Raw genomic sequence first — 23,244 nt, forward strand, 5'->3', positions numbered from 1 at the left:
TTGGCATTACTTAGAAGATCGTATAAAAAAGTTAGGAAAAATACCTCAACTATGTGAATTCATAGTAAACTCACCGTAAAGTCTAAATGCCCCCACTTTTTGAGCAATTACGAATTATTGAGCCATCTATTACAACAGGAGCACAGAATGCTAGTGCTGCAATAGCAGGAAAGCTAGAGGTTAAAGCAAGGATTCTGCCACCACCACCAGCACCTGAAATTGATATTCAAGTCTGGTTTGAATCTTGGGCTGGTGATTTTTATGCGGATGTTAAAGTCTCTGGTGGAATTTATATATCTGGTGAATTTTCTACTACAGGAACAATTAAATCTTCTGTTAATAATTGTGAAGGGGAAGATTTTTGTTTAGATGCTACGTTGGAGCCTAAATTGGCGTTAGGTTTGTCTGGTGGAGTTAGTGGAGAATCTTGTTTTCTTATAGATTCTTTTTTTGAATTAGATGGATGTGGTGTGGTGTCGATCGGGTTAGCATTGAACAGCAGTGTCAGTGGTAAAGCAAGTTATAATTGCAAAACTGGGTTGGGTGGAACTGTTTGTTTTGATGGAGTCGATGTAGTAGGAAAATTAGAATTTACTGGTAAAGATGTCGATGGAGAAGATGTATATGGGTATAAATTTGAATATAAATTTTTAGATGGCGCATTTAAACAGTGTAGATAGGTATTTCTTATGAAAAAAGCAATAATAATATTTTTGGTAATTATTACTATAATATTGATTTTTTTGGTTGATTTTCTTGATGGAGTGAAGCAGGTGGAGCTGCCAATTGTTAAGGATGGAAAGCACATAGGGTCTGGAGTGTTTCTTGAATTTATTAATAACAAAAAAAGTGAAAGTGATGCCTGGAAAACTGTTGAGTCCTTTTTTGAATTGACAAAAAAAGGGAGTTTTAAAAAAGCATTTGAGAAACTAAATGTAGAACAAGAAAATATGACGTATGAGCAAATAAAAAATTCATTTTTAGATAGGTTTTATAATGCAGTTTCAATTGAAAAAATTGAAGGTGTAACATATGGAGAATTTGCTAATTTTATAGTGAAAATTGAGTTACTTAATGGAAAGTTAGTTAACTTTCATATTAAATTAGAAAAAATCAATAATGAATATTTAATAAACCAAGTCAACTCTAGAAACCCAATAAATAGCTTTGTAGGGATGTTTTTCAGGTCGGCTCAAAAAAATCAAAATTTTGAAGTGATTAATAAATTGAGTGTTTTTTCTGCTGATGATAAAGAAGAATTGGCAGAGGGAGTAAGTGTTTTTACTCGTAAGGGTGGGTTGTTCGATTTTAATATAGACAAAAAGCTTGGAGAAGCTGTTTTGAAAGTCGAAAAGGAAATTGAAGGTGAAGCTCGTTACTATATAAGCTCAAATGACTTAATGATTGTATATTTTGATATTTCAAAAAATGAAAATCGCGTTTATCTTAATAAGGGAAGAGATATGGAAGTTATATATTTCTTTTTTGAAAATGGAAAATATAGTTATGATTTAGATAAGAAAAAAATATTAGATGATTTGATTTTGTCAGAAAAGGTAGTTTCTTTATTAAGAGAACTATAGAAGTAAGAGTTTAAGGTGCAGTGATTAAATTGGCTGTTATTCAATATAAAGGTAGAAAATGAACATTAAAAGTATAGCTTTAATAATTATTGCTGGCTGTGAACAAAAAGCAACTCAAGAGCAATGGCAAGCAGATGGGCCGAGGCCGTCAAACGATTTTTCACCATGAAAAAGACTATCAGGCGTTTTTATCGGTCCTTCAAGAATCGCATGAGCAATTTGATGCGATGATTCATTGTTATTGTTTAATGGGTAATCATTACCATTTGCTGATAGAAACGCCCAAAGCTAATTTAAGCCGAATCATGCGCCATATTAATGGGGTATACACCCAGCGGTATAATCGACTGCACCGAACGGATGGGCCTTTATTCAGGGGACGATATAAGTCAATTCTGGTTGATGAAGATATCTCTCGTTTTTATAATCGAGGCAATTATTTGACCGTGCTTGGAGATAAAGCGTTTAAAGAATCTGTCAGGGAAGAGACAAAAGAGCAAAATATTGAACAACTAAGAAAAGTCTTGGAAGATAGACCAGGTGGACAAAGAATTCTTGAGCTGGTAGCAGTCATATTTAAAGTAAAGAGCCGCGATATTAAAAGCTGTCCAGGAGGTAAACGAGTGAGCAATCCCGCACGAGCGTTTGCGATGTATGCCTGTCAGCGATATGGGGCACTGAGTCTCAAGCAAATTGCAGTGTTATTTAACTTAAGTCATAGTGGAAGTGTATCATTTTCTGTGAATAAGGTTAAGCGTGAGTTAGTTGAAGGCCAATGGTTGAGTGAGGTAAAGCAATTGGAAAGGGAGTTATATATTGTAAAATAGGCTTGACCCCTTGCTTTTTTTATACCTAATGAAAACCACTTTACTTAAATGTTTGGTGAATCCTTCAATTCCACTTCATAATAACTTGAGCGAGTCGGATATTCGTGAGTTTGTTAAGCGTCGAAAAATTAGTGGATGCACAAAAAGCGATAATGGTCGAGATTCTCTTGATACATTTTTATCGCTTAAGAAAACCTGTCAGCGTCATGGTATTTCATTTTGGCATTACTTAGAAGATCGTATAAAAAAGTTAGGAAAAATACCTCAACTATGTGAATTCATAGTAAACTCACCGTAAAGTCTAAATGCCCCCACTTTTTGAGCAATTACAGACAAGTAGGTATAATGCCTAGTAGAACTACAGCTGTAACTGTAGGTAAAAAAAATCCGAAATTATTATATTTCGTTACGGTGCCGAATTAAAAGGAAAGTACTATGAAGAAGAAAATTATACCTGTAAAAGTGTCTTGGCAAATAAGCCCTTCGTCACCAGAAATGTCTGTTGTTGAGGCTGATGATGATGGGAATGTCTTAATAGATTTTCTTGCAACAAATTTAGAGGGTGAGTTTGTGGAAAGAACTGTTGAGATTTCTTTTTCTGGGTGTGCTTATTTTATGTATTCTCCTTGTTACAGTGATCTTAAACTTTTCGATGAGAGTTTTTTTGATATGTCTTTGATTGATATGTGGTTACCACCAAAAGGAAGTTCACAAGCGTTTTTTGATAAATGGAAGCGCACTACTTTTTGTCCAAATTCAAATTTCTTAGAGATTGAAGGTTCTGATGAGGCTAAAAAAGTTCATTGGTTTGACGATATCAAGCATTACATATTGTTCGGTAACCATATGATGATTTCTCTGTTAGCAAGAGATTATACATGGAATATAAAACACTGACACAATCAATGGGGGCACACAATCAAAGATAAAGGGTGCAACTCTCGCACTGATCAATTAAGCACCATTTTTACCACGTTTGTCGGAGGAGAACACTGAGTGGGGACACTCCTGACTTTTAAGCCTTGTTCCGAAAGAGAGTACTGAACGGGGACAGCCCTAACTTTTAAGCCTTGCTCGTTTGAACAAGGCTTTTAAGTATTTAAAGTGTGTAGTGGTCAAGTAACTTTGGCCACAGATTTAGAGTTTTTCCAATAAATATCTACCGCTATGTTTGGTGTTAAGCCGTTATTAAAAGTATGTGGTCTAACAGAGTTATAATAACGTAAAATGTAATTAACAATCGAATGCTCGGCTTCAACAATCGATTGATAACCAATAGTTGGCATCCAGCGGTTTTATAGCTTCGAAAAAATCTTTCCATTGGACTATTATCCCAACAATTTCCTCGTCGACTCATGCTTTGCTTCATTTGATAACGCCAAATTAATTGACGAAACTGAAGACTGGTATAGTGACTTCCTTGATCGGAGTGAAACATCAAATCTTTAGGGCGACCTCTCATCTCAAAAGCCATTGTTAAAGCCTTACTGGTTAGCTGACTATTGGGGGAATAAGATAGCGCCCATCCAATTAATTTTCGAGCAAATAAATCTAAAACTACGGCTAGATAAGCCCAGCGTTTTCCCGTCCAGATATAGGTGACATTAAAGCCAGCACCAACAATTAAGATAAAATAATGCTTGGTAAAGTATTCTTTAAGTGTTTACTTAAACGTAGCTCTACCCAAATATAACAGGTTTATAGATCAGCTAGATTTTTTAGTGTTATCCAGACGGTTTTTAACTCTTGCCACAATGGTTGCCATATTTCTTTGAGCTTCTTCTAGTGTCATTTCTTTCGGAGATGGATAAACCTGTTTTTCCTCTTCACTCATACGGTTAAAGTCTTTCTTTGATTTTTCCATTATTCTTCCTCTCTTAATTCACTTTCATCTTTTTCAAGCTCTTCAAAACCACCAGAGTTAATACAATCAGGCTCTTTAATATTTTTAGCCTTTCTTTCTCGGTAATTTTGCATTGCCAAATCAACAGCTTCTTTTTCTGTAAGCTGTTTTTTGTTTTTGCGAATGCTGGTTATTTTATCATCTTTAACTTCTTTATCACTCATTAGCCTATCCGCTTAATTAAATAATCGCCATCCCTGACATAAGTATACCCAAATGAACTATAATACCTTTTTTAATCTTCATTTACTGGGTTCATTATTCGTATATGGGAAGCCCCTAATAATAACGCATAAACCTCATATGCCAATAAAATCTCATCCATTACTGATGGTCTATCACCTAAATCATGTGGACGACCTTCAACAATATCAAGTCTCATGCCACTTCCCCCAAACGTAGGTCTCCCTAATGAAATAGCAACAAGTTTATTTCTATGCCATAAAGCAACTTCAAACCTTTTGGGATAACGAGACTGATAACGATTACGACCTTCTCTCCAGTCCCAAGGGTATGGTCTTGATTTCGATTTTTTCCATATTTTCACCGCACTTAAAGCTTGTTCGGTAATGGTAGTAAAAGAAAAACCCTTGCTTTTTAATCGCAGCTCTACTGCTCGTAAAGCTTGCTCTCTTAATTTCTTATAGCGTCTTTCTGCATCTTGTCTTTCGTCAAATCTAGGAAGCATCGCGTATCCTTACCTGTATTTAAGCTTATTTATTTAGAAGACAAATTCTATCTCTCTTTGCTAAAAAGGAACTCATTTCCCAAGTGTAAATGAGAAGCAGCTCACAACTTAAGTTTAGTTTTTATATCTTGAATTCACAAAACTCCCACATAAAGCTTTTCAACTTCTTCTAGCCAATACATACATATAAGGGGGCAGGCTCTGGGGAAATAAGGAGTCAATCCTATTTTTCAATATATAAAACCTAAGCTATATTATTGTTATGCCAAGACCCACTCGAATGGAATATGAAGGCGCATTTCATCATGTAATGAATCGCGGCAGAACATGAACGGGGACAACTATAACTCGTTATTCTAATTGTTTGGGTTTGATTAAATTAATATAAAATTAGGTTAAAAAAATGGCGGGGTTTTAAATTATTGGGCCAGTTTTATTTTAAATTTTGAGTTGGCTTTTAATGAAAATTCAAATTTGAAGTGTAGCTAGTCCTCAGCAAAAGCTGATGCAAACAATGACTTAATGTATTTTATTGTTTGTATTAATTATTAACTAAAAGCCAGATTGCTCAAACTAGCTTTGAAAAAATCTAGAGAAATATTGTGTTTGTCTCTAGTGTTTTATGTTTTAATTAATTTTATGTTACTGAAAATAATCTAAACGAATTTATTTGTAATATTGAAAATTGAGATTTCGATCGGCTCATAATATCATTTACGAACAAAATATACTGGCGTAAGATGCTAGTTACTCTGTCTTTTGGAAGGTGAAAAAATGAACACTTCTTCTCGAAAGTTAAATGTTGGTTGTGGTCGCAATATTCTGCAAGGTTGGCTTAATCTCGATCATAAGGCGCTGAATGGTGTTGATATCGTAAGTGATATTGATAATTGCGAACATGCCCCAATACCTTTACCAGATAATTGCATTGATGAATTTTTGCTGTCGCATGTGATTGAACATCTTCATCACCCTTTGCCATTAATGCAAGAGTTACATCGAATTGCCAGTGACAATGCGATAGCACTAATCAGAACACCTTATGGCTCGAGTGATGATGCCTTTGAAGATCCAACACATGTTAGGCAGTATTTTCATGGTAGCTTTGGTTATTTTTCACAACCCTTTTATTGGCGAGCTGATTATGGATATCGAGGTGATTGGCAAGTAGAGATGATTCAATTAGTCGTTCGTGCGGCGGAAAACCAAGGATTAACGCCTGAACAAATTATGGCTAGAATTAAAACACAACGAAATCAAGTAATAGAAATGATTGCGCAATTAAAAGTCGTTAAACCGATTAGAGAACCGTTAGCTGAATTACAACAGGGGCCAAAAATTGAAATAGTGATGTCCGAATAATGCTCTCGCTTTAACTTATGTGCTTAGTGTGTATTGCCTATTGTAAAAAGATGAAACGATTACTTAAATTTTAAATGATAATTTTTTGATTGTTAGTATAAATATAAATGCAGTAGGAATAAATTTTGCGATTGGTAATTTTTAAAAGGTTGAATAATAGTAAGAAAAGATGTGGGCTTTCAAATTATTTATTACAGTAATAATTAATGAGAGTTTGCTAAAAAAGAATGTATAATAAATACACATTCTTTCTTAGGTTAAATATTTTATTAAGTTAGTTGATAGCTAATTTAATAACTAAATTGATTAAAGCACATATAAAGTAATGGTGCCTTCGTGAACAGTTGTTTCACCTTTAACCTGATAAGCGTAAAGAAAGGTCATATTGTTAGTTTGACTAGCAGTGTTATCCGACATATAGGAGTAGCCAAAGTGACTATAGTAAGCTTTTCCATCTTCTAGAGTTGTGCCTCTTGAAACGCTATAACCACCACCACTAAAGCTTTCAACAATTTCATTTTCTGCTAGGCTAACTAATCGTGTACTGCTTACTTTGATGTTGCCATCTAAAACAATATTCCCATAATCATTGTTAAGACTAGAATAGATTCCATTCGTTACTTTAGATATAGCTGTTAATCTTAAGAATTCTAGTGTTTCTATGGTATCAGGAAAGTAAACGTAAGCTGAACGCCTATTGTTCGTTGCAGTATTTGCAATACCAGCGGTAGTCGTGGCTACGATAGCATTGCCATTTGTTGTTCCATTATTATTATCGAGCTTTATATCGTTAATGCGAAATATGCCGGTATTTTCGGGTTTTTCAATTTGAAAATCAACGGTTTGATAATAGTTTGAACCAAACTCTTCACCGGTTGCGCGATTAACAAGGTTATTAATTTTATATCTATAATAACCCCAATCTAAAACTTGTGAAGACTTTACTGATAAAAAGGTATCATTATATCGTAATGAATAATCAACAGGTAATTGCTGAGTCGTGTAGCCTACTCTTGTAACACCATTGGGCACTGCATCAGAGTTAGAATCGTTACCGCGAATAACCGTAAAAATATCATATTTTTCTAAAGTAAAAGAGTCTTCAAGTGTTGCAATTGGTGCTTCGTAAAAACGCTTTAAACTATAGTTATCGGCTTCATCAACTGTTGATGAAAGTGTTGAAATATTAGGATTGCTATTTATTTCTCTGGGTTTAACAACTATTTTGGCTACGCCATCAATGACCTCGACACGATTATAATAATTAAAATTATCATCAAACCCAGATGAAGTAATACTTAAGAATTCAAGTGTAGACCATCTTAAGTTGATCTCACCGCTCGAATAGTTTTTATCATTTACAACAAACGCTGGCATAAATAATTCAACTTCGCCAGAAGATTGGTAGTCAAAAACATATTCCTTGGTATTCGCGTCATAAGAAATATCCATACGTCCGGTATAACGATCTTTTGCGTAGAAATCTAATTCTGTAAAATCATTACCTAGGTTGTCGGCGATACTGATTCTGAGTTGTACCGGTTGGTAAGATTCGGCTTCTTCTACATAAAGTGTCGTAAGTTTTTGTGCTTCGAGAGAGTTGATTTTAATTTTATCGGAATAATCAAAGTCGCCATCTAAAGTAACAAAGTCAACTTTGCCATCGCCATCGATATCTTTTGATGCAAATAAAGAAACGGATAAAAATTCGGGTATGGTAATTGAATAAGTCTGTGTTTCAGCGTTATAAGTTGACTTGACATCATAATTTCTTAACATCGAATTACTGATATAATTACCATAAGCTACCGAAGGATTATAGGTAAACTCCAATCCTTCTACCGAAGAACTGTCCTCAGCATTTAAAACTGAAAAAGACGCTTGTACGCCTTTGGAAACGTTCAAGTCACCTAATGCTTGCATAACTACTTGTCCTGCATCAGCATTAGTTGTCTTTGTAAAGAACGCTCTGGGTAAAAAAGCATTTGTAGGACTTTCAATTTGCACAATAATATTGGTATTAACAGGTAGGTCATCAATAGTAAACTCACCACTTACCGAAATAAAGTCCTGCCAATTTGGACCAATTTTTAATTTGACTTTTGCGTCGACGGCTTCACCTGTTTCTGCATCAACGACCATGCCGTATATAGAAACCGGTAAATCTTTTTTCTGTAATTCTTTATTTTGCTCTTCCAGTAAGGTGTTTTGTTCTTCAAGAGCAGCAACGACATCATTGTTGCTGTTATCCTCAACCTCTAAGCACGCTGTTAATGCTAAACAGGTTGTACTCATTATGAGCATTTTTGAAAGATTATTCATCTAGTTATTTCCTTTTTTATTGATAAAAAGTTGAATTTACTCAAACATGAAGCCTAATGTTTGGCTATTTGTAATACGACAAAAATTTCAAAATAAATTAATTGATTAATGTTTTTATTAAATATTTCTAATTTTGTGGGGTGAAACTAATTTTTGACACAACTTCTCTACTCCATGGTTAGAGGTCTTAATTAAGTTTTTAAACATTTTAACCAGTACTTTGTTTGATAACGCGATAAGCACTAATTTAATAGGCTTTAGTAAAATGGAAGGTTATATTTCATGAGAAGTTCCTATTTTATTTTAACTTATTTCACTTTTTAGCTTATCTAAATATTTGAGTTAAATAAAAAACAGCTTAGTAACTCACTTAATAACTCAAGCAAATAAATTAAATGTTCCTGTTTAATGCTGGCGAAATGTTAGACGAGTATAGAATAATTTGCAATTTATTTATTTAAATATTTTATATTTTTTTTGAATGTTCAAGAAAGTAGATTGAATTTGGCTGAAATTCAAACGAATATAAATAAGTAAAACGCCGCATTAGCGACACTAGCCCAATAATAAAACCATAACTTTGAAATGTGTTTTTGCTAAATAACTGGACTAGTGGAGTTGCTATTTAATTCAATAAAATATTAATTTATTCATTATTTTTACAAACTACTTTTCGCATTGTTTGATTGTTTCAATCACTTCGCTGAGATCATCAAAATAGCTGTCGTTATCTTTTCCTGATTTTCTCTGTCCTTGTAAAAATAAAATTTGCATATGCGGTATTCACCGCTATGTCTAAGGTTTGTAAAACTTCAGTCCAGGTCGATGTTTGATGTTGTAACACAGATGACTGGCTAATTTTATCACCTTGTAAAATAAAAAAATCAACCCAAATTGAAGGAATATCTTTACCGTTATAGTTTCTTAACCAACCCTTCAATTCTGATTTGGCTGAGCCAGAATTAATTGATGCTTGATAAGCACTTAAATCAATTGATTGGTAAACTTGACCAAGTGATGTTTCATTGCTACAAATTCCTCCAACAGCGAGTAAGTGAGAGCCGTTATGAGCTGACTGACATTCACCGCTGCTTAATGCTTCGATAGGGCCTGTACCAGACCAGGCATTTGCGCCAGATTCACCATCACCATTTAATAACAGATTTCCTGATTTTACCTCGGTAATTTTGCATTGACCCACTTAAGATGGGTATCAGCCTTCAATGGTTGGACACTCTGAAGCTTGCTCAAGTTTTAATGTTAAATCATCAAAATAACTGTCATTATAGGTCCCGTTTTTGCGAGTGCCATAAAGATTAAAACGAATTTCACGTGAACCAGATGGGACTGCGGCTAAACGAGAAATCTTGGTCCAGGTTGCACTTTGGTTAGTTAATCTTTCTGAAGTTGCGATTACTGAACCTTGGGCATTAATAAATTCAATAGCTATTTCAGCAATATCACTACCATTCCAATCTCGCATTTTGCCACCAAAATATGCAGCAACATTGCCGCTATCTATTTGTGTAGCATACTGACGGATATCAACTAATTGCCAAGCATGACCATTATCACTCTCATTGGCGCAACAGGTAAATAAGTACATAGGGCGTAAGCTGTTTTAATGGCGTAAAAAAGTCGTTTTTCCATTGTGCATAATTATTTCCATCTTCAACGACTTGTTGAAATTGGTCAGGATTTGAACTGTCGATTTGCATATCGCTCATTGTAACCAAGTGTATATTACTTTCATGATGAGAGTCTGCTGGTGTTGTGAATTGATAAATAGCGCTGGTAGTATTGCCTGTTTTAACTCGATAGAAATAAGTGGTATTCGCTTGTAATCCACTAACTTCTGTTTCATGAATTCTGAAATTCCCCTGACTTTTTAACCAAACCAAAAAATCAGCTATCTATTCTCATGTTACACCTTAAAAAATTAGTTATAGTGCAGATAATTAATAGCGCATGAATTATTTAGACAAAAAATAATCTTCATCAAATGTGCGCATCCAGTGTGGGTAAAATACGGTGATAGAAGAGACAAATGCACCGTTGATGAATGCTTCTGGAAACATGCCTAATAGAATCCAAGATACTTCAAAAGTATTTCTAGAGGCTTGCATTAAATCGATATCAAATAGCCAAATTAAACTTGTTGAAATTAATGCTGCAATAGGAATTGTTAATGCGCCACAAATAAAGCCAATGCCAAGTGTATAGAAAAACAGGTTGGTGGGATTTTTTTTACGTAACCAGTGATTAATAAAAATAATAAATGCCGCAGGAATGACACCATTAATGATTAGGTGAAATCCCCAATTGAAAATTGATAAATCTAACAATAATAAGTAAGCGATACTGGCGATGCCGACTACAATTATACTCAACCTAAAGCCAACCATTAGCGCAATGCTGGTGATAATTAACGGATGTACAATGACATTTTTAATGATTTCAATATGCATTAACCAAAATGTTGTAAGGAACAATATGCTCCCTAACAAAAGATGCTGTCTTTCGGCAACGGCAAAAACTTGATGCCAGGGTGCACGTATGCTGGCCCATAAAAATATCAAAAGGGCAATTAAATTCATACTGAAAGTGAAAATTCCCGGAAAGAAATCTGCGTTAATTAACATGTTGGGTAAAGGCCGTTAAACGGATAATAAATTAATTAGATTCATTATAACCGTTTTCAGCGTATTTCATAAAAGATTAATTCGCTTGTTAGTCCAATCGTCAATAGAGAATATTGGCTGGTTAATCTTTAATTGAGATTATTGATTAACATTTATGATGTAAATAAATTCTTTTAGTTAACAGCTTATTTATCCTGATTTCGTTATATTGGTAGGCTCTGTTGTATTAGTCGCGTGTTGCTCAGCAATTGGGGAAGTTGTTTCAGAAGAGAGCATTGAGCGGATTTTTTTTGTGGATTTTAGTTTTAAACGTATTCCTATTACAGCTAATCCGAATAAGCTTAGTATACAAATAGTGATTGTAATATCTCGTATGACTCGACCTGTAAATGGATCGAGCCAGTTCCACTTATGTAACATTGAAAAAATTCCATTTTCAATTCGATCAATTGAACGATTTTTATCAATTAGCATATCTGTTACAGCATCGATATAAATTGAAGTATGATAGGCATCTTTTAAACTAAGTTTCCAAACGGGTAGTCGCTTATGACGAAAACTATAGCCGTTACCGAAGCGGGTTATTAAGCTTATTTGGTATATTTGTTTGGGGTTAACATTAAAATACTGTGTCGCCAGCCAAAGAACACGATCTTTGTCATTAATGGCAACTGTTTGACCAGTAAGGGCATTGATATAAATCGCACTATTTTCACTGGGAATACCATCAAAGCGAGCACTATTACTTGGCATCTTATTATTTGATGATATCACTTCTTTTTGGTGCGTTGTTGACTGGTGAACTGAATGAGTACTTCGGTTAGTATTGGTCTGGTTACTTAATTGAGCCATTATATTTTGTTTGGTGGTTGAACGTATACCTAATCGAAATAATATTTGACCCGTTGGGTCGCGGGTTAAACTAAGACTGGTTATTTTTTGTTGTTTAAAATCATTAAGCCAGCTAAATTCAGGGCTGATTTGCTCTGGTGATAGTGTTATTGCTTCAGCCATTTGAGTTAACTGGGATGGGGCGCGCCATTCATTATAAAGTAGGTGATAAAAACCACTGAATGACCAGGCGAGTACTGGCAGCCAAAGTCCATATGCCAAAGCACGATGTCGTCGACGATCACTATTGGCTATTTTTCTTGATTTTAGTGAAGATATCATTAATACACCTGATACCGCCATCGTCAATAAAGTTAACATTAAAAAAGCGATAACTGTAATTCTGGCGACGGTTTGATTATCTAACCAGTTCCAAGTATGCAAGATTTTAAATATTGCTTGTAATTGAGCGCGATATTGGTTACTGAGTAAGGCAAGTGAGCTAGTTTCAGTATGAATGTATGCGACTCTTTGATCGCTTGTGTTGTAGGTAATTCGATATACAGGTAATAAGCGATTAACATCAGGATAGTCATTGGTATGTTCAGTAACTTTTTCGACAGATAAAATTTGTTTGTCTTTAAGCCCGGTATAATAATTGGCTAACCAGCGCGCTTGAGCTTTATCATGTTGTGTGATTTTACTGCCTTCTTGTAGATGATAATATTCACGAGATTGGTGAGATGCTAATTTTTCCGGTTGTTGGTTTTTAAATAAGTTCGAATTGATCGTATCTGTTATTACTGGATTTTTTTCTAAGTGTTGTGTTGTAGTAATATTAATTTGCAGAAGCGGACCATACTGTGATGGTACTATTTTAGCCGAGTTAATCGGCGTATTTTTTAATTTTTTTATTATCTTTGGTAAAGCTTGAATTTCTTGTGGTGAAATGTGTAATGGTGGAGCGAAAAAATGCTTGGCTTTAGGACCTGTCCAAGACATTACTGGGTGTAATATGCCTGAAATACCCCAAATGGCCAATGTTAATGCAGCAAACCAAACCAGCTTTTTGTGTATGCGAATGTAAAATCTCTTTTTCATTTTTAGTATTTATTCTATATTTAAAACGTTAACAACTTACTCGTGATGATACTTTAATCCTAAATAAAACGATCTGGGATTTCCTGGACGATAGGCAATGTCAGAATCTCCGACCTGATTTGATGTATAAGTTGAATAACTTTTATCGGTAAAGTTCATTATGCGAAACAAGACTTTCAAATTTTCATTCACTTCGAAGCTGGAACGAAAGTGATAAATTTCGTGGCCCGGATATTTTTGGGTGTTGGTTTCGTCAGTGAAATATTTTCCAACTTGTTCCATTTCAAGAGAAAACCTGAAACCTTGCCAAAAGCTAGGATAGTACTGCAAGTTGATATTGGCTAATGTTTCTGGTGCTTTGCCAATATAATAACCTGAAAAATTACGATTCTCTTTAATAGGCGGGCCAGGTATTTGTCGTCCGCATTGAGGAGAGTAGCATTGATAAATATAATTATATTCTTCGTACTTTTGCCAAGTACGTGTCCATCCAATACTGAAAAGAAAACTATCACTTAAGCTACCTTGTAAACCTAGCTCGATACCTTTATGTGAGGTTTCTCCTGCATTAGTCACCTTACGGTCGGTGCCATCGATAAAATTAATAATGTCATCTTTTTTATTCAGTTGATAAATTGCCAGTTCCAGTTGCCATTCTTCCGCTAAATGTGAACGATATCCTAATTCGATATTTTTAGCGATTACTGGTTGTAATTCGGTAGATGCAAGGCTAGAGCCTGGGCGGAATAGACTTCCAACTGAAGGCGCAACAAATGCGTATCGATGATTAAAATAGAGTTGCTGATCTTCATCGATCCAATAGACCAATCCAAATTTAGGACTCAGTTGATTAAAGTCTAGTTTTTGTGATTCGGGGCGTATATGTGCTGAATTAATGGCTTGATGGTCAAGTCTATCGTTGTAATCTACACTAAAATAATCATATCTGGCGCCAATATTAATTAACCAGTCGGGTGATATTTTCCATTCTGTGTGTAAATAAGCGGATATTAAATCTTGTGTAGCTTTAAAATGGTAAAATTGCTCTTCTGTAAATTGATAATCTGTCAACATTTCCGTTTGGTGGAGTAATGTAATCGCACTTTCTTGATAGGTTGATGGGGTTGTTTCAGCATCAATCCCGGCTATCAATGTAAAGTCAGATGAAAAAAAATGTCTTGCCTTGAGCATACCGCCATATGACTGAAAATCATATTGGCGGATGTTGGGATCATAACTGATCATCCAACTGGGCATCATTGTCATTTGGTTATCGCGAAAGTAGGGGGTAACTGTCCATAAAGTTTTATCATTTTGGTGATAGTTTATTTCACTAGACAAACGAATGGCTTCTACGTCTCGGAAACCAATATCACCATGATATAAGTTTTTCTCGGGGTGATTTTTATAATCAGTTTGCTCTAAAGTGGATACGCCGCTTTGTTCAATTTTCGAATAGGCGAAAATCGTTTTAAACTGCCATTTATTGATGAGGTTGGTATCAAAGCGGAGTGTTGTTGACTGTCGCTGATAAGCTGACTCATCACGAAAACCTTCATTATCTGTTAGATTAATATCTGCGCGGAATTGTAAATTGTCTGCAATAGCATTACCGATACTTAATAAACCGCGTTGCCATTCATTTGAGCCATTTTCAAGATGCACACTGGCTTGTAAATTGTCTGGTGCTGGGGTTGTGATGGCATTAATTATTCCACCTATGGAATCACTGCCATAGAGAGCTGAACCGGTTCCCTTGATGACTTCAATTCGACTACTTTGTGGTAAGTTGATTTCATAAAGTCCGTTATGATTAAAAAATCCAGTTGGTCGAGTGGGAATTCCATCTTCGAGAAATAAATAGACGCCCGCGGTAGTTAAAGGTTGACGGATAGACGACATATGTCCTTCACCACCCAAATTATTGATATGAACGCCGGGGATTCGGTTTAATATTTCAGCTGGATGTGTTGGGGAAACCTCCTCGATCTCCAATTTATCTATTACATGTATCGCTTCAGGTAATTCCGATTTGAGCTTTTCTTCTTTTGTTGAAGTAATGACTAATACAGGATCATCATGATTAAATTTTTCGTTATCATTTATCAGAGAAGATGACTCAACTAAAAGTTTTGAACTAGTAGCTGCGTCAAGCGTTGATGTTTGTCTAATTGATTGATTTGCTGAGATTGCTTGATTAATAATGGCAGATTGATTTATTGCTGTAGTTTGAAGATTTACAATTGCGGGAGATATTGTGGTTGATTGTGAAAGTGCGTTAGTTGTCAGTAAGGTAAAATATAAACAGACTAAAAGAGATAAATAGTTATATTTTGACACTGCAGGCATAGCGAACAACATTTAATTAATCAATAAAAACTGGAGTTTAATTGGCTAATTAAAAAATTGGAATGTGGCGAATTGTCGCGCTTGTTTGATTGCTGCACACTTGCCAACTACTATATGCTATTAATAGCAGTACTGAAACAGTAGCACTGAGCGTTAATTGATTATCGCTTATTTTTAGATCATTTAATGAAATGCCCAGTAAGATGGTCATTCGTTAAAAACAGGCTTTTAGTAATTGGAATAGATAAAAGCCTGTTTTGGATTGCAAATTAACGATTACTTTTTAGTAACGCTTTAACTAGTTTTTCGCGATTACTTTGTTGGTCCTTTTGTAATTGTTGGCGCTGATCTGTCAACGTTTCAAACGGTGTAAAGTTTGTTGGGCAAATTGTATTTTTAGCCGCAGGCAGCTCGCCCGTTAATAAATAATTAGCGGTAACTTCATCACCACAAGAAGATAAAAATGGCGTTGTATGCCCCCAGCTTTCGACGGTTAACAATTTTGCTTTGGGCATTAGTCCTGCCACTATTTGCGCGCCATGATAAGGCGTTGCAGGATCAAATAGCGTACTGGCAACTAAAATGGGTTGGTCGGTAATTTTGTTAAATGGTCCGACATAACGGTTTTTTGCTGGTTTCCAAAAACGACACGGACTCGATGCCCAAGTCCAGCCTGAGCCAAAGTATCCGTTTTGCATATTTGAATATTCCGCAGCAAAAGGCCATGCAAAATAATCTCTGGGGTTACTTGAATCACTACATAAAACACCAACAAAACCCTCAGCCGATTGTGGGAGTTTGTCACTAAAAATGCGATCTTCGATGCCGAGCTTTCGTACTAAGTTTTCTAGCTGGGTAGCAATTTGCTTTGGCGCTTGTCGAGACTCAATATCTGCCAGTAAAGCCGAATAAAAGGGCCATGAAATTGTTGAATACAGTGTCGAAGTGGTAATACCGAGAAAGTCAATATGAGTTAATACAAATAATTCGCCACTACTGAGCTCGATTTCTAGTGGTTCGACTTTGAGCTTTTGAATAATGGCATCAAATCTGGCCGCTGAGTTACCTGAGAAAAAGCAAGTTTGTGGATTTTCATCGCATAATCTGAAAAATTCATTTAAAGTATCCATTGAACCAACATCACTTTTAAGACGTGTGGTTACCGGTAGATAAAAGCGCTCATTATAACGTCCCGTTGACCAGGCAATCGGATCTAGTACGCCATCAACGACGATGGTGCGGAAGTTATCAGGAAACATGTTGGCATAGGTTGTGCCTAAGTATGAACCATAAGAATAGCCTACAAAGTTGAGTTTTTCTTCACCCAGTGCCTGACGCAATAAGTCCATATCTCTTGCGACATCGGCAGTCGACATATGCTTAAATATATCGCCACCATTTTTACGACAAAGCTTGGCAAAAAACTTGTCGGCTTTTCGTTTTTCTAAAATCGCTTCAAACTCAGTTGGCTCTGCGGGGCTTGCTAGTGCTTTTTCTTGTTCTTCTGCTGAGGTAAAACATTGTAAAGGATTGCTAGCACCAATACCGCGCGGATCGAATCCGATTAAATCAAATTTTTCTCTTACTTGTGGAGAAAAAAGGAAAGGACCTGCATTTAATACAAAATTTACTCCCGAACCGCCAGGCCCCCCCGGATTTAACAAGATGCTACCGATCTTTTGTTCTGGGTCACTTGCTGGATAGCGAGCCAGTGCAATACTGGTGGTTTTATCTGAGCGGTCATAAGGACTGTAACTCAGCGGTACATCTACTTGGGCGCATTCAAATGGAGCGGGGCGAGTTTCACATGGTTGCCAGTTGATTTCTGGAATGTCTAAGTCTATTGATGGAATATCGTAATGCTTAATTGTCTTTTGCTCAGCCGATGAAGTCAGTTTAGTTGATGCTGGTGAGGCGAAAACGTTTGTGGTTGATAAAGATAAAACGAACACAGTTGTTATCGAAAATATTTGTGTTCGGTTTTTCTTATTCGAGTGAGCGTGTTTATTTGGGGTGTTTGTTTGGTTCACACTATGTCCTCTTTTTTAATGTTAGCTTTAAAGAATGATTGAGAAGTTATCTTAATCAAATATCATAAATTGGTATTTTTTCTAAAGTAACCGTTTTGTCGAATGCTAATAATTAACGTCAAAAATATAATTAATATTGCTCAGGCTTTACTAGAAATTGAATCTGTTAGATTTCACTTTGAGTAAATAAACTTTCAGCGTATTTACCTGCCAACTTTGATTTTGTCGGATGCTATATGTTGTTAATTCAGCTATGCAAAAACTTGCCTTACTGCAAACATGATAGTGTTTTTCTTGATAGTCGATTAAAGATTTAATTCATTTATTTACCTCATTGAAATAAAGATGCTTTCGTATTGTTGATGAGTGACCAATTGACGCAGAGCAAAGTCATGACTGTTTCAAACGCTAATTGCTATTTAAACAATTTAAAACATTTGAGGATATATAATAAATGTAGTTTTTTGTAATTTGGGATTTGTTTGGCAAAAAAAGCCAGATCATTATTGTTTGTTATTTGTTGTCAGAAATATTAATTTATTTGTACAATGTTTAATAATGTATGCGTTAATTGTGACGCTTTTAGGCGATTACAGATTAATTTACGTTAATTTTATAAAGGTGTTCGCAATGGGAGAAAACTTCATGTCGATACGTATTTGGGGCATAGGTCTATGCGTTTAGGGTTATTCATTTTTTGTATTGGCAGATAATGCTGAGTTCTTACCGATCACTGCTGATAAAACTTTGAAAGTTGTCGTTATTTCACAACAAGAACAAAAAGAAAAAGATTATCTATTACCATCGCAAGCGGTAAACGACTTAAGTCAAATTACTGGAACCAGCATTAAGGCTGACGCGAATTTTTATACTTATACTTTTGATAAAGAAACGACACCTTATTTTTGGGGCGTCATTGAAAGCGACTTAATCAGTAAAGCCAATGGAAAATACTTGTATCGTTGTAAGATGAAAAATTGTGGTAAGGCGATGTTAAGTTATATTAATAACCTATTTAAAGAACCCTCTTCATTTTTACCTTTGGCAGCATTTGAAACAGTCAAAATATTTTCAGTCAATCAAAGCGATAAACATGTTGTTTATGCTTTACATGTAACTTATCTAAAAGCGGGTATCACTCATTTGAATGCAGTTTATTTTAAAATTTGATAGTCAGTAAATATAAAAATTATATTAACAAAATATTGAATTTGTCTGAATATTGCAAAAAATTGTCTAAAATTTATTAACACTATTCTGAGGTTATACCAGATAATAGTCGGCGGTCGGACAGAAAGGATAAGGATATTCTGATGACTGGCCCTTTTTCCAGTCTGGAGGTTTTATTTATAAACAGCAGTTGAATGATTTTTGAGATTCATTGTTCAACGGCTTGTTTTACTCCTCTCAATGGCCAGATAGTTTTATCTGGCCATTGCTAAATTGAGTCTGGTTCATTCCCAGGCTAATACCAAATTTAATTCCATATCTAATTCTAATTCTAATTCTAATACAACTTAATACTAAACTTGCTAACAATTCCTATATTCAAATAATATCATCCACTAATCAACAAAAGATTGGCTACCAGCTTGAAATTTAAAGCTGATTGAAATTTAAATAGTTCTTATCCTATAGCGATTTTTATACTAGACAATTTCATTTTCATTAGTTTTAACAGTCAGTTTTTGGTTGCTCATTCTGGTAAGGCCCAATCTATGGTTTGCTGGTTTGCTTGTTGTAGGAGTTCATTAACCTTTTTAAAATGCCCACAACCGAAAAAGCCACGATGCGCAGATAACGGGGAAGGGTGCGGCGCTTCTAAAACATGATGTTTATGTGTATCTATTAATCTGACTTTCTTTCTTGCTGGACTTCCCCAAAGTAAAAAGATGATTGATTGCGGTGCATGGTTTAGGTATTGAATAATTTCATCTGTCAATATTTCCCACCCTTGTTTTTGATGAGATTGCGGTTTGCTTTGTTCGACAGTTAAGACAGTATTGAGTAATAATACCCCCTGGTCAGCCCAAGTTGATAGATCGCCATGAGAGGGCATTGGTATACCAATACTTTGATTAAGTTCTTTAAAAATATTTTGCAGGCTAGGAGGGAGTTTTATACCTTTGTTTACTGAAAAACTTAATCCATTGGCCTGATTTGGCCCATGATAAGGATCTTGACCCAAAATCACGACCTTAATTTTTGAATAGGGCGTTCTTTTCAGTGCCGCCATTACTTTATCGGCTGGTGGAAATATGGTTTTGCCTGATTGACGTTGTGAGCTGACCCAGTCCGAAAGCTTTTGGTAATAAGCTTTTTGCTTTTCCTGTTCGATTAATTTTGCCCAGCTCAAATTATTATCATCAATATCTTTGCTCTGCTTTTCATGGTCCAATCCATTTTGTTCACTATCAAATTCAGTTTTATGCGTTTTTGCTGAATTGTGTTGAATATCTTTAACTTGCTCGACCACTGATTACTCCCGCATAAGTGATGATTGAATTGATAAATTGATTAGTAAACATGTTAATGTCGAAGATTTCGTTGACGAATATATTCTCTAATACGGTTTATTTGCGCATTGATTCTGGCTCTGGCGTATGGGTCATCGGTATGAATATTTAGCGCTTGTTCAAACTGAATTCTGGCTCCACCTAAATCGCCCATAGCAAGCAGGTAGTTTCCTTCGGTTTCATAAACTTCTGACTTATGACCCGAACCTTCTTGTGCTTCGGCTAATAATTTTAACAGGTAAGGAGCATAGTTGGTCATGTGAATATTTTGTAATAACAATTCACGCGCTTTGGCAAAATCTTCATTGACTAAATATAATTCTGCTAATGTTTCAACCAGTGCCAGGTTGCCGGGCGTTTTGGTCAGTAAGCTGTTGATTACCTTGATTGATCTATCGGGTGTCTTTCGCTCAATATCCAGTTGGGCAATTGCAATGGCATAAGCAGGTTCTTTAACATCAGAAAAACGTAAGCCATTGAGTATTTTTTCAGCATCATCATAGCGCTTGGCTCTAATTAGGAATATGGCATAGCCGTATTGCTGAGCTTTGGTTGAAAATTCACCGTTTTTATAGTTTTCATTTGCTCGTTGAATACTCACAGGATTAACGGTTGCCGTTAATGCTCGTACTTTTTCCTTGATTAAGTGGTATTTTTGCGGATCGGTAATGTTGCGATTAGGATATTCCCTGGCTCTAAGGCGCGCATCAGTTATTCTTGAACGGGAGAGTGGGTGAGTGCGTAAAAATTCATATGCGTTTGCATAGTATCCGGTATTTTCTTGCATTTTCTCAAAAAAACTAATGGCACCTTTAGGATCGAATCCGGCGTCGAACAATGTGCTGATACCAATGCGGTCGGCTTCGGCTTCGTTTGAACGTGTATGGTTGATTAAAGCTTGTTGAGCCAGACCTTGAGCTCCCATCAGTGCACCCATTCCGGTTTCGCTATTTTTACTGCTAGCTGCAATCAAAATGGCTGCCGCAAATGCCGCTAGTGAAGGGATCGATAGCTCTTTTTGACGTTCCAGACGGCGTGCCAGATGGCGTTGGGTAACGTGCGCCACTTCGTGGCTAAGTACTGAGGCTAATTCACTCTCAGTTTCGGTTCGGGTTATCAACCCAGTATGTATGCCAATATAGCCGCCTGGCATGGCAAATGCGTTAATGGCGTTGTCTTGAATAACAAAAAATGAGAATTGCCGATCTTGTGCTGCGCGGTTATTTTCGATGATCTTAAAACCTAAATGCTGAATATAATCATTGATTTCTGCATCATTTATCATGGGCGCAATTGCACGAAACTGGCGCATATAGTCATCACCAACTGCCTGCTCTTCAACAATACTGAACACCTGCGCCGAACTACTGCCAATATCGGGCAATTCTGCGGCATAGACAGGCGAGATACTTGTCGGTGAGAGAAGTGTCGCTATAAGGCTTGCTTTGAGTAAGCCACCCGTTATGATACAAATGAGTTTATTCAATGGCAATCTCATCAAGTTGGTCTATTAAAATAGGTTGCTTATAAGAAGCTAATCGGTATGATTAGTTCCCTGAACCTTGAAATCTTAGTCAATGTTGCTTTAAACAAGTATCAAACAGTCTATCATTTATGCCAAATACAGAAAACAGACTCACTCAAGAAAATTTGCCTGAGCCACAAACCTGGTTACTAGATGCTTGTGGCTTGTGTTGTCCATTACCTTTACTAAAAATGAAACAAAAACTTAATCAAATTGCGGTAGGAGACAAATTGGTTGTAAAAACGACAGATCCGGGTTCGCAGCGGGACTTTCAGTCTTATATTGACCTGACGAACCACCAATTGACGTTTTGCGAAGAGCAGGGCATATTTATTTATACCATTATTAAAAATTAACCAGCTAAAAAAGGTATCTGATGACTAAATTATTTGTGCGCTGGTTTCGACGAAACTTTTCAAATCCCCAAGCTATTATTTTAACGCTATTGCTAGTTTTTATTTTTTTAGCAATTTGGCTGGTGGGTCCAATTATTATGCCTGTGCTGGTTGCACTGGTTATTGCCTATTTATTAGACTGGGCTGTGTCGGCCCTACATCGTAAGGGCTTGCCGCGAATTCCCGCCGTTATTTTCGTTTTTCTTTGTTTTTGTACAGTAAGTTTGACCATTCTAATTGGCATTATTCCACTCGCTGGACAGCAATTAGAAACATTGTTTCAAGACTTGCCGACGATGATTGCTCAAATTAAAAAGTTGCTATTGACCTTACCGGACAAATACCCTGAATTTATTACGCGTGAAAGTTTAGAAGCACTGGTGCAACAGTTGGGTGGTAATGTAAATAATATCGGCGATGTATTGGTTTCTTTTTCACTGGCTTCATTTAAAAATATTGTTTCACTACTTATTTATATGATTCTGGTGCCACTACTGGTGTTTTTCTTTTTAAAAGATAAAGAGAAAATTTTAAGCTGGTTTTTACGTTGGTTGCCTAGTGAAAGAGAACTTTCTACGCGAGTTTGGGTTGAGGTCGATGGACAAATTGGTGCTTATGCTCGAGGTAAGGTGGTTGAAATTTTTATCGTAGGGATTGTCAGCTACATCAGCTTTATTGTTTTTGATTTAAACTATGCGCTTTTGTTGGGCGTTTTAGTTGGTTTTTCTGTATTAATACCCTACGTTGGTGCAACGCTGGTGACCATTCCGGTTGCGTTGGTGGGGTTAATTCAGTGGGGGCCTAATGATACATTTTTGTATTTAATGATTACTTATCTGATTATTCAAGCACTGGATGGTAATGTCTTGGTGCCTTTGTTGTTTTCGGAAGCAAATAATCTGCACCCGGTAGCAATTATTGCTGCGGTATTATTCTTCGGTGGCATTTGGGGATTTTGGGGAGTATTTTTTGCTATTCCTTTAGCAACATTAGTTGTCGCCGTATTAGAAGCATTAGATTCAGCGAAAGTTTCACCAACTGGTTTAGAAGCTGATTAAAAAAAAAGAGCGAATTAACGATAAATAGAAAGGTAGCTGTTATAAAACAGGTTGTGATTAAACAACCTGTAATGCCAAAATTTAATGATCAGTGGAAAAATAGTTTAAATGT

Annotated in this window: 22 protein-coding genes and 1 pseudogene; 9 read left to right on the plus strand and 14 right to left on the minus strand. The window is 35.9% G+C overall.

The features are described 5' to 3' along the window. Window positions 1-86 precede the first annotated feature (86 nt). The 5 genes from ABVT42_RS05630 (at window position 87) to ABVT42_RS05650 (ending at window position 3,307) form a co-directional block, all read left to right on the plus strand. The gene (locus ABVT42_RS05630) at window positions 87-680 is read left to right on the plus strand and encodes a hypothetical protein (protein ID WP_353898138.1); all 594 of its coding nucleotides are present in this window, start codon (window positions 87-89) and stop codon (window positions 678-680) included. A gap of 9 nt (window positions 681-689) precedes the next feature. Continuing rightward, window positions 690-1,583: a hypothetical protein gene (locus ABVT42_RS05635; protein ID WP_353898139.1), complete on the plus strand. Its 894-nt coding sequence runs from the start codon at window positions 690-692 to the stop codon at window positions 1,581-1,583. 98 nt (window positions 1,584-1,681) lie between these two features. Then, window positions 1,682-2,410: a transposase gene (locus ABVT42_RS05640; protein WP_367023506.1), complete on the plus strand. Its 729-nt coding sequence runs from the start codon at window positions 1,682-1,684 to the stop codon at window positions 2,408-2,410. A gap of 28 nt (window positions 2,411-2,438) precedes the next feature. Beyond that, window positions 2,439-2,708 (plus strand): IS66 family transposase, encoded by a 270-nt coding sequence (locus tag ABVT42_RS05645; protein WP_367023508.1) that lies wholly within the window; start codon window positions 2,439-2,441, stop codon window positions 2,706-2,708. Window positions 2,709-2,845: 137 nt separating this feature from the next. Beyond that, window positions 2,846-3,307 carry a hypothetical protein gene (locus ABVT42_RS05650; RefSeq protein WP_353896012.1) on the plus strand — a complete coding sequence of 154 codons (462 nt, stop codon included), beginning with the start codon at window positions 2,846-2,848 and terminating at the stop codon, window positions 3,305-3,307. Between the two features lie 218 nt (window positions 3,308-3,525). On the opposite strand, the pseudogene ABVT42_RS05655 reads toward ABVT42_RS05650, so the two are convergent. The 4 genes and pseudogenes from ABVT42_RS05655 to ABVT42_RS05670 all read right to left on the minus strand — a co-directional run. Beyond that, window positions 3,526-4,016 (minus strand): annotated as a pseudogene (locus ABVT42_RS05655) (IS3 family transposase); the annotation flags it as partial. A gap of 99 nt (window positions 4,017-4,115) precedes the next feature. Continuing rightward, window positions 4,116-4,274 (minus strand): hypothetical protein, encoded by a 159-nt coding sequence (locus ABVT42_RS05660; RefSeq protein ID WP_353896013.1) that lies wholly within the window; start codon window positions 4,272-4,274, stop codon window positions 4,116-4,118. Then, window positions 4,274-4,477 carry a hypothetical protein gene (locus tag ABVT42_RS05665; RefSeq protein ID WP_353896014.1) on the minus strand — a complete coding sequence of 68 codons (204 nt, stop codon included), beginning with the start codon at window positions 4,475-4,477 and terminating at the stop codon, window positions 4,274-4,276. The genes ABVT42_RS05660 and ABVT42_RS05665 overlap by 1 nt, the downstream gene beginning before the upstream one ends. Window positions 4,478-4,548: 71 nt before the next feature. After that, window positions 4,549-5,001: a hypothetical protein gene (locus ABVT42_RS05670; RefSeq protein WP_353896015.1), complete on the minus strand. Its 453-nt coding sequence runs from the start codon at window positions 4,999-5,001 to the stop codon at window positions 4,549-4,551. Between the two features lie 774 nt (window positions 5,002-5,775). Here ABVT42_RS05670 and ABVT42_RS05675 point away from each other — a divergent pair. Further along, window positions 5,776-6,363, plus strand: coding sequence for a class I SAM-dependent methyltransferase (locus ABVT42_RS05675; RefSeq protein ID WP_353896016.1), 588 nt, complete (start codon window positions 5,776-5,778; stop codon window positions 6,361-6,363). Window positions 6,364-6,669: 306 nt separating this feature from the next. On the opposite strand, the gene ABVT42_RS05680 is transcribed toward ABVT42_RS05675, so the two are convergent. The 8 genes from ABVT42_RS05680 to ABVT42_RS05715 form a co-directional block, all read right to left on the minus strand. Further along, on the minus strand, window positions 6,670-8,685 hold the full coding sequence (locus ABVT42_RS05680; protein WP_353896017.1) for a hypothetical protein: 2,016 nt from the start codon (window positions 8,683-8,685) through the stop codon (window positions 6,670-6,672). A 727-nt stretch (window positions 8,686-9,412) separates the two neighbouring features. Further along, window positions 9,413-9,886, minus strand: coding sequence for a hypothetical protein (locus ABVT42_RS05685; protein ID WP_353896018.1), 474 nt, complete (start codon window positions 9,884-9,886; stop codon window positions 9,413-9,415). A gap of 12 nt (window positions 9,887-9,898) precedes the next feature. Continuing rightward, entirely contained in the window at window positions 9,899-10,291 is a 393-nt protein-coding gene (locus ABVT42_RS05690; RefSeq protein ID WP_353896019.1) for a hypothetical protein, read from the minus strand. Beyond that, the gene (locus ABVT42_RS05695; RefSeq protein ID WP_353896020.1) at window positions 10,263-10,586 is read right to left on the minus strand and encodes a fibronectin type III domain-containing protein; all 324 of its coding nucleotides are present in this window, start codon (window positions 10,584-10,586) and stop codon (window positions 10,263-10,265) included. Before ABVT42_RS05695 ends, ABVT42_RS05690 begins: the two co-directional genes overlap by 29 nt. Before the next feature lie 72 nt (window positions 10,587-10,658). Continuing rightward, window positions 10,659-11,282 (minus strand): energy-coupling factor ABC transporter permease, encoded by a 624-nt coding sequence (locus tag ABVT42_RS05700; RefSeq protein ID WP_353896021.1) that lies wholly within the window; start codon window positions 11,280-11,282, stop codon window positions 10,659-10,661. A 234-nt stretch (window positions 11,283-11,516) separates the two neighbouring features. Beyond that, window positions 11,517-13,259: a hypothetical protein gene (locus ABVT42_RS05705; protein ID WP_353896022.1), complete on the minus strand. Its 1,743-nt coding sequence runs from the start codon at window positions 13,257-13,259 to the stop codon at window positions 11,517-11,519. 36 nt (window positions 13,260-13,295) lie between these two features. Beyond that, window positions 13,296-15,608 (minus strand): TonB-dependent receptor, encoded by a 2,313-nt coding sequence (locus tag ABVT42_RS05710; RefSeq protein WP_353896023.1) that lies wholly within the window; start codon window positions 15,606-15,608, stop codon window positions 13,296-13,298. Window positions 15,609-15,877: 269 nt separating this feature from the next. Beyond that, window positions 15,878-17,638 (minus strand): alpha/beta hydrolase, encoded by a 1,761-nt coding sequence (locus ABVT42_RS05715; RefSeq protein ID WP_353896024.1) that lies wholly within the window; start codon window positions 17,636-17,638, stop codon window positions 15,878-15,880. 702 nt (window positions 17,639-18,340) lie between these two features. Between ABVT42_RS05715 and ABVT42_RS05720 the strand changes: the two genes are divergently transcribed. Next, on the plus strand, window positions 18,341-18,808 hold the full coding sequence (locus ABVT42_RS05720; RefSeq protein ID WP_353896025.1) for a hypothetical protein: 468 nt from the start codon (window positions 18,341-18,343) through the stop codon (window positions 18,806-18,808). Between the two features lie 526 nt (window positions 18,809-19,334). On the opposite strand, the gene ung is transcribed toward ABVT42_RS05720, so the two are convergent. After that, window positions 19,335-20,114 (minus strand): uracil-DNA glycosylase, encoded by a 780-nt coding sequence (gene ung, locus ABVT42_RS05725; RefSeq protein ID WP_353896026.1) that lies wholly within the window; start codon window positions 20,112-20,114, stop codon window positions 19,335-19,337. 53 nt (window positions 20,115-20,167) lie between these two features. Further along, a complete protein-coding gene (locus ABVT42_RS05730; protein WP_353896027.1) occupies window positions 20,168-21,640 on the minus strand; it encodes a M48 family metalloprotease in 1,473 nt (490 codons plus the stop codon). 128 nt (window positions 21,641-21,768) lie between these two features. On the opposite strand from ABVT42_RS05730, the gene ABVT42_RS05735 reads away from it, so the two are divergent. Continuing rightward, entirely contained in the window at window positions 21,769-22,035 is a 267-nt protein-coding gene (locus tag ABVT42_RS05735) for a sulfurtransferase TusA family protein (protein ID WP_353896028.1), read from the plus strand. A 20-nt stretch (window positions 22,036-22,055) separates the two neighbouring features. Continuing rightward, the gene (locus tag ABVT42_RS05740) at window positions 22,056-23,132 is read left to right on the plus strand and encodes an AI-2E family transporter (protein WP_353896029.1); all 1,077 of its coding nucleotides are present in this window, start codon (window positions 22,056-22,058) and stop codon (window positions 23,130-23,132) included. Window positions 23,133-23,244 lie beyond the last annotated feature (112 nt).

The organism is Aliikangiella maris, from assembly GCF_040719265.1.
GTDB classification, from domain to species: domain Bacteria; phylum Pseudomonadota; class Gammaproteobacteria; order Enterobacterales; family Kangiellaceae; genus Aliikangiella; species Aliikangiella maris.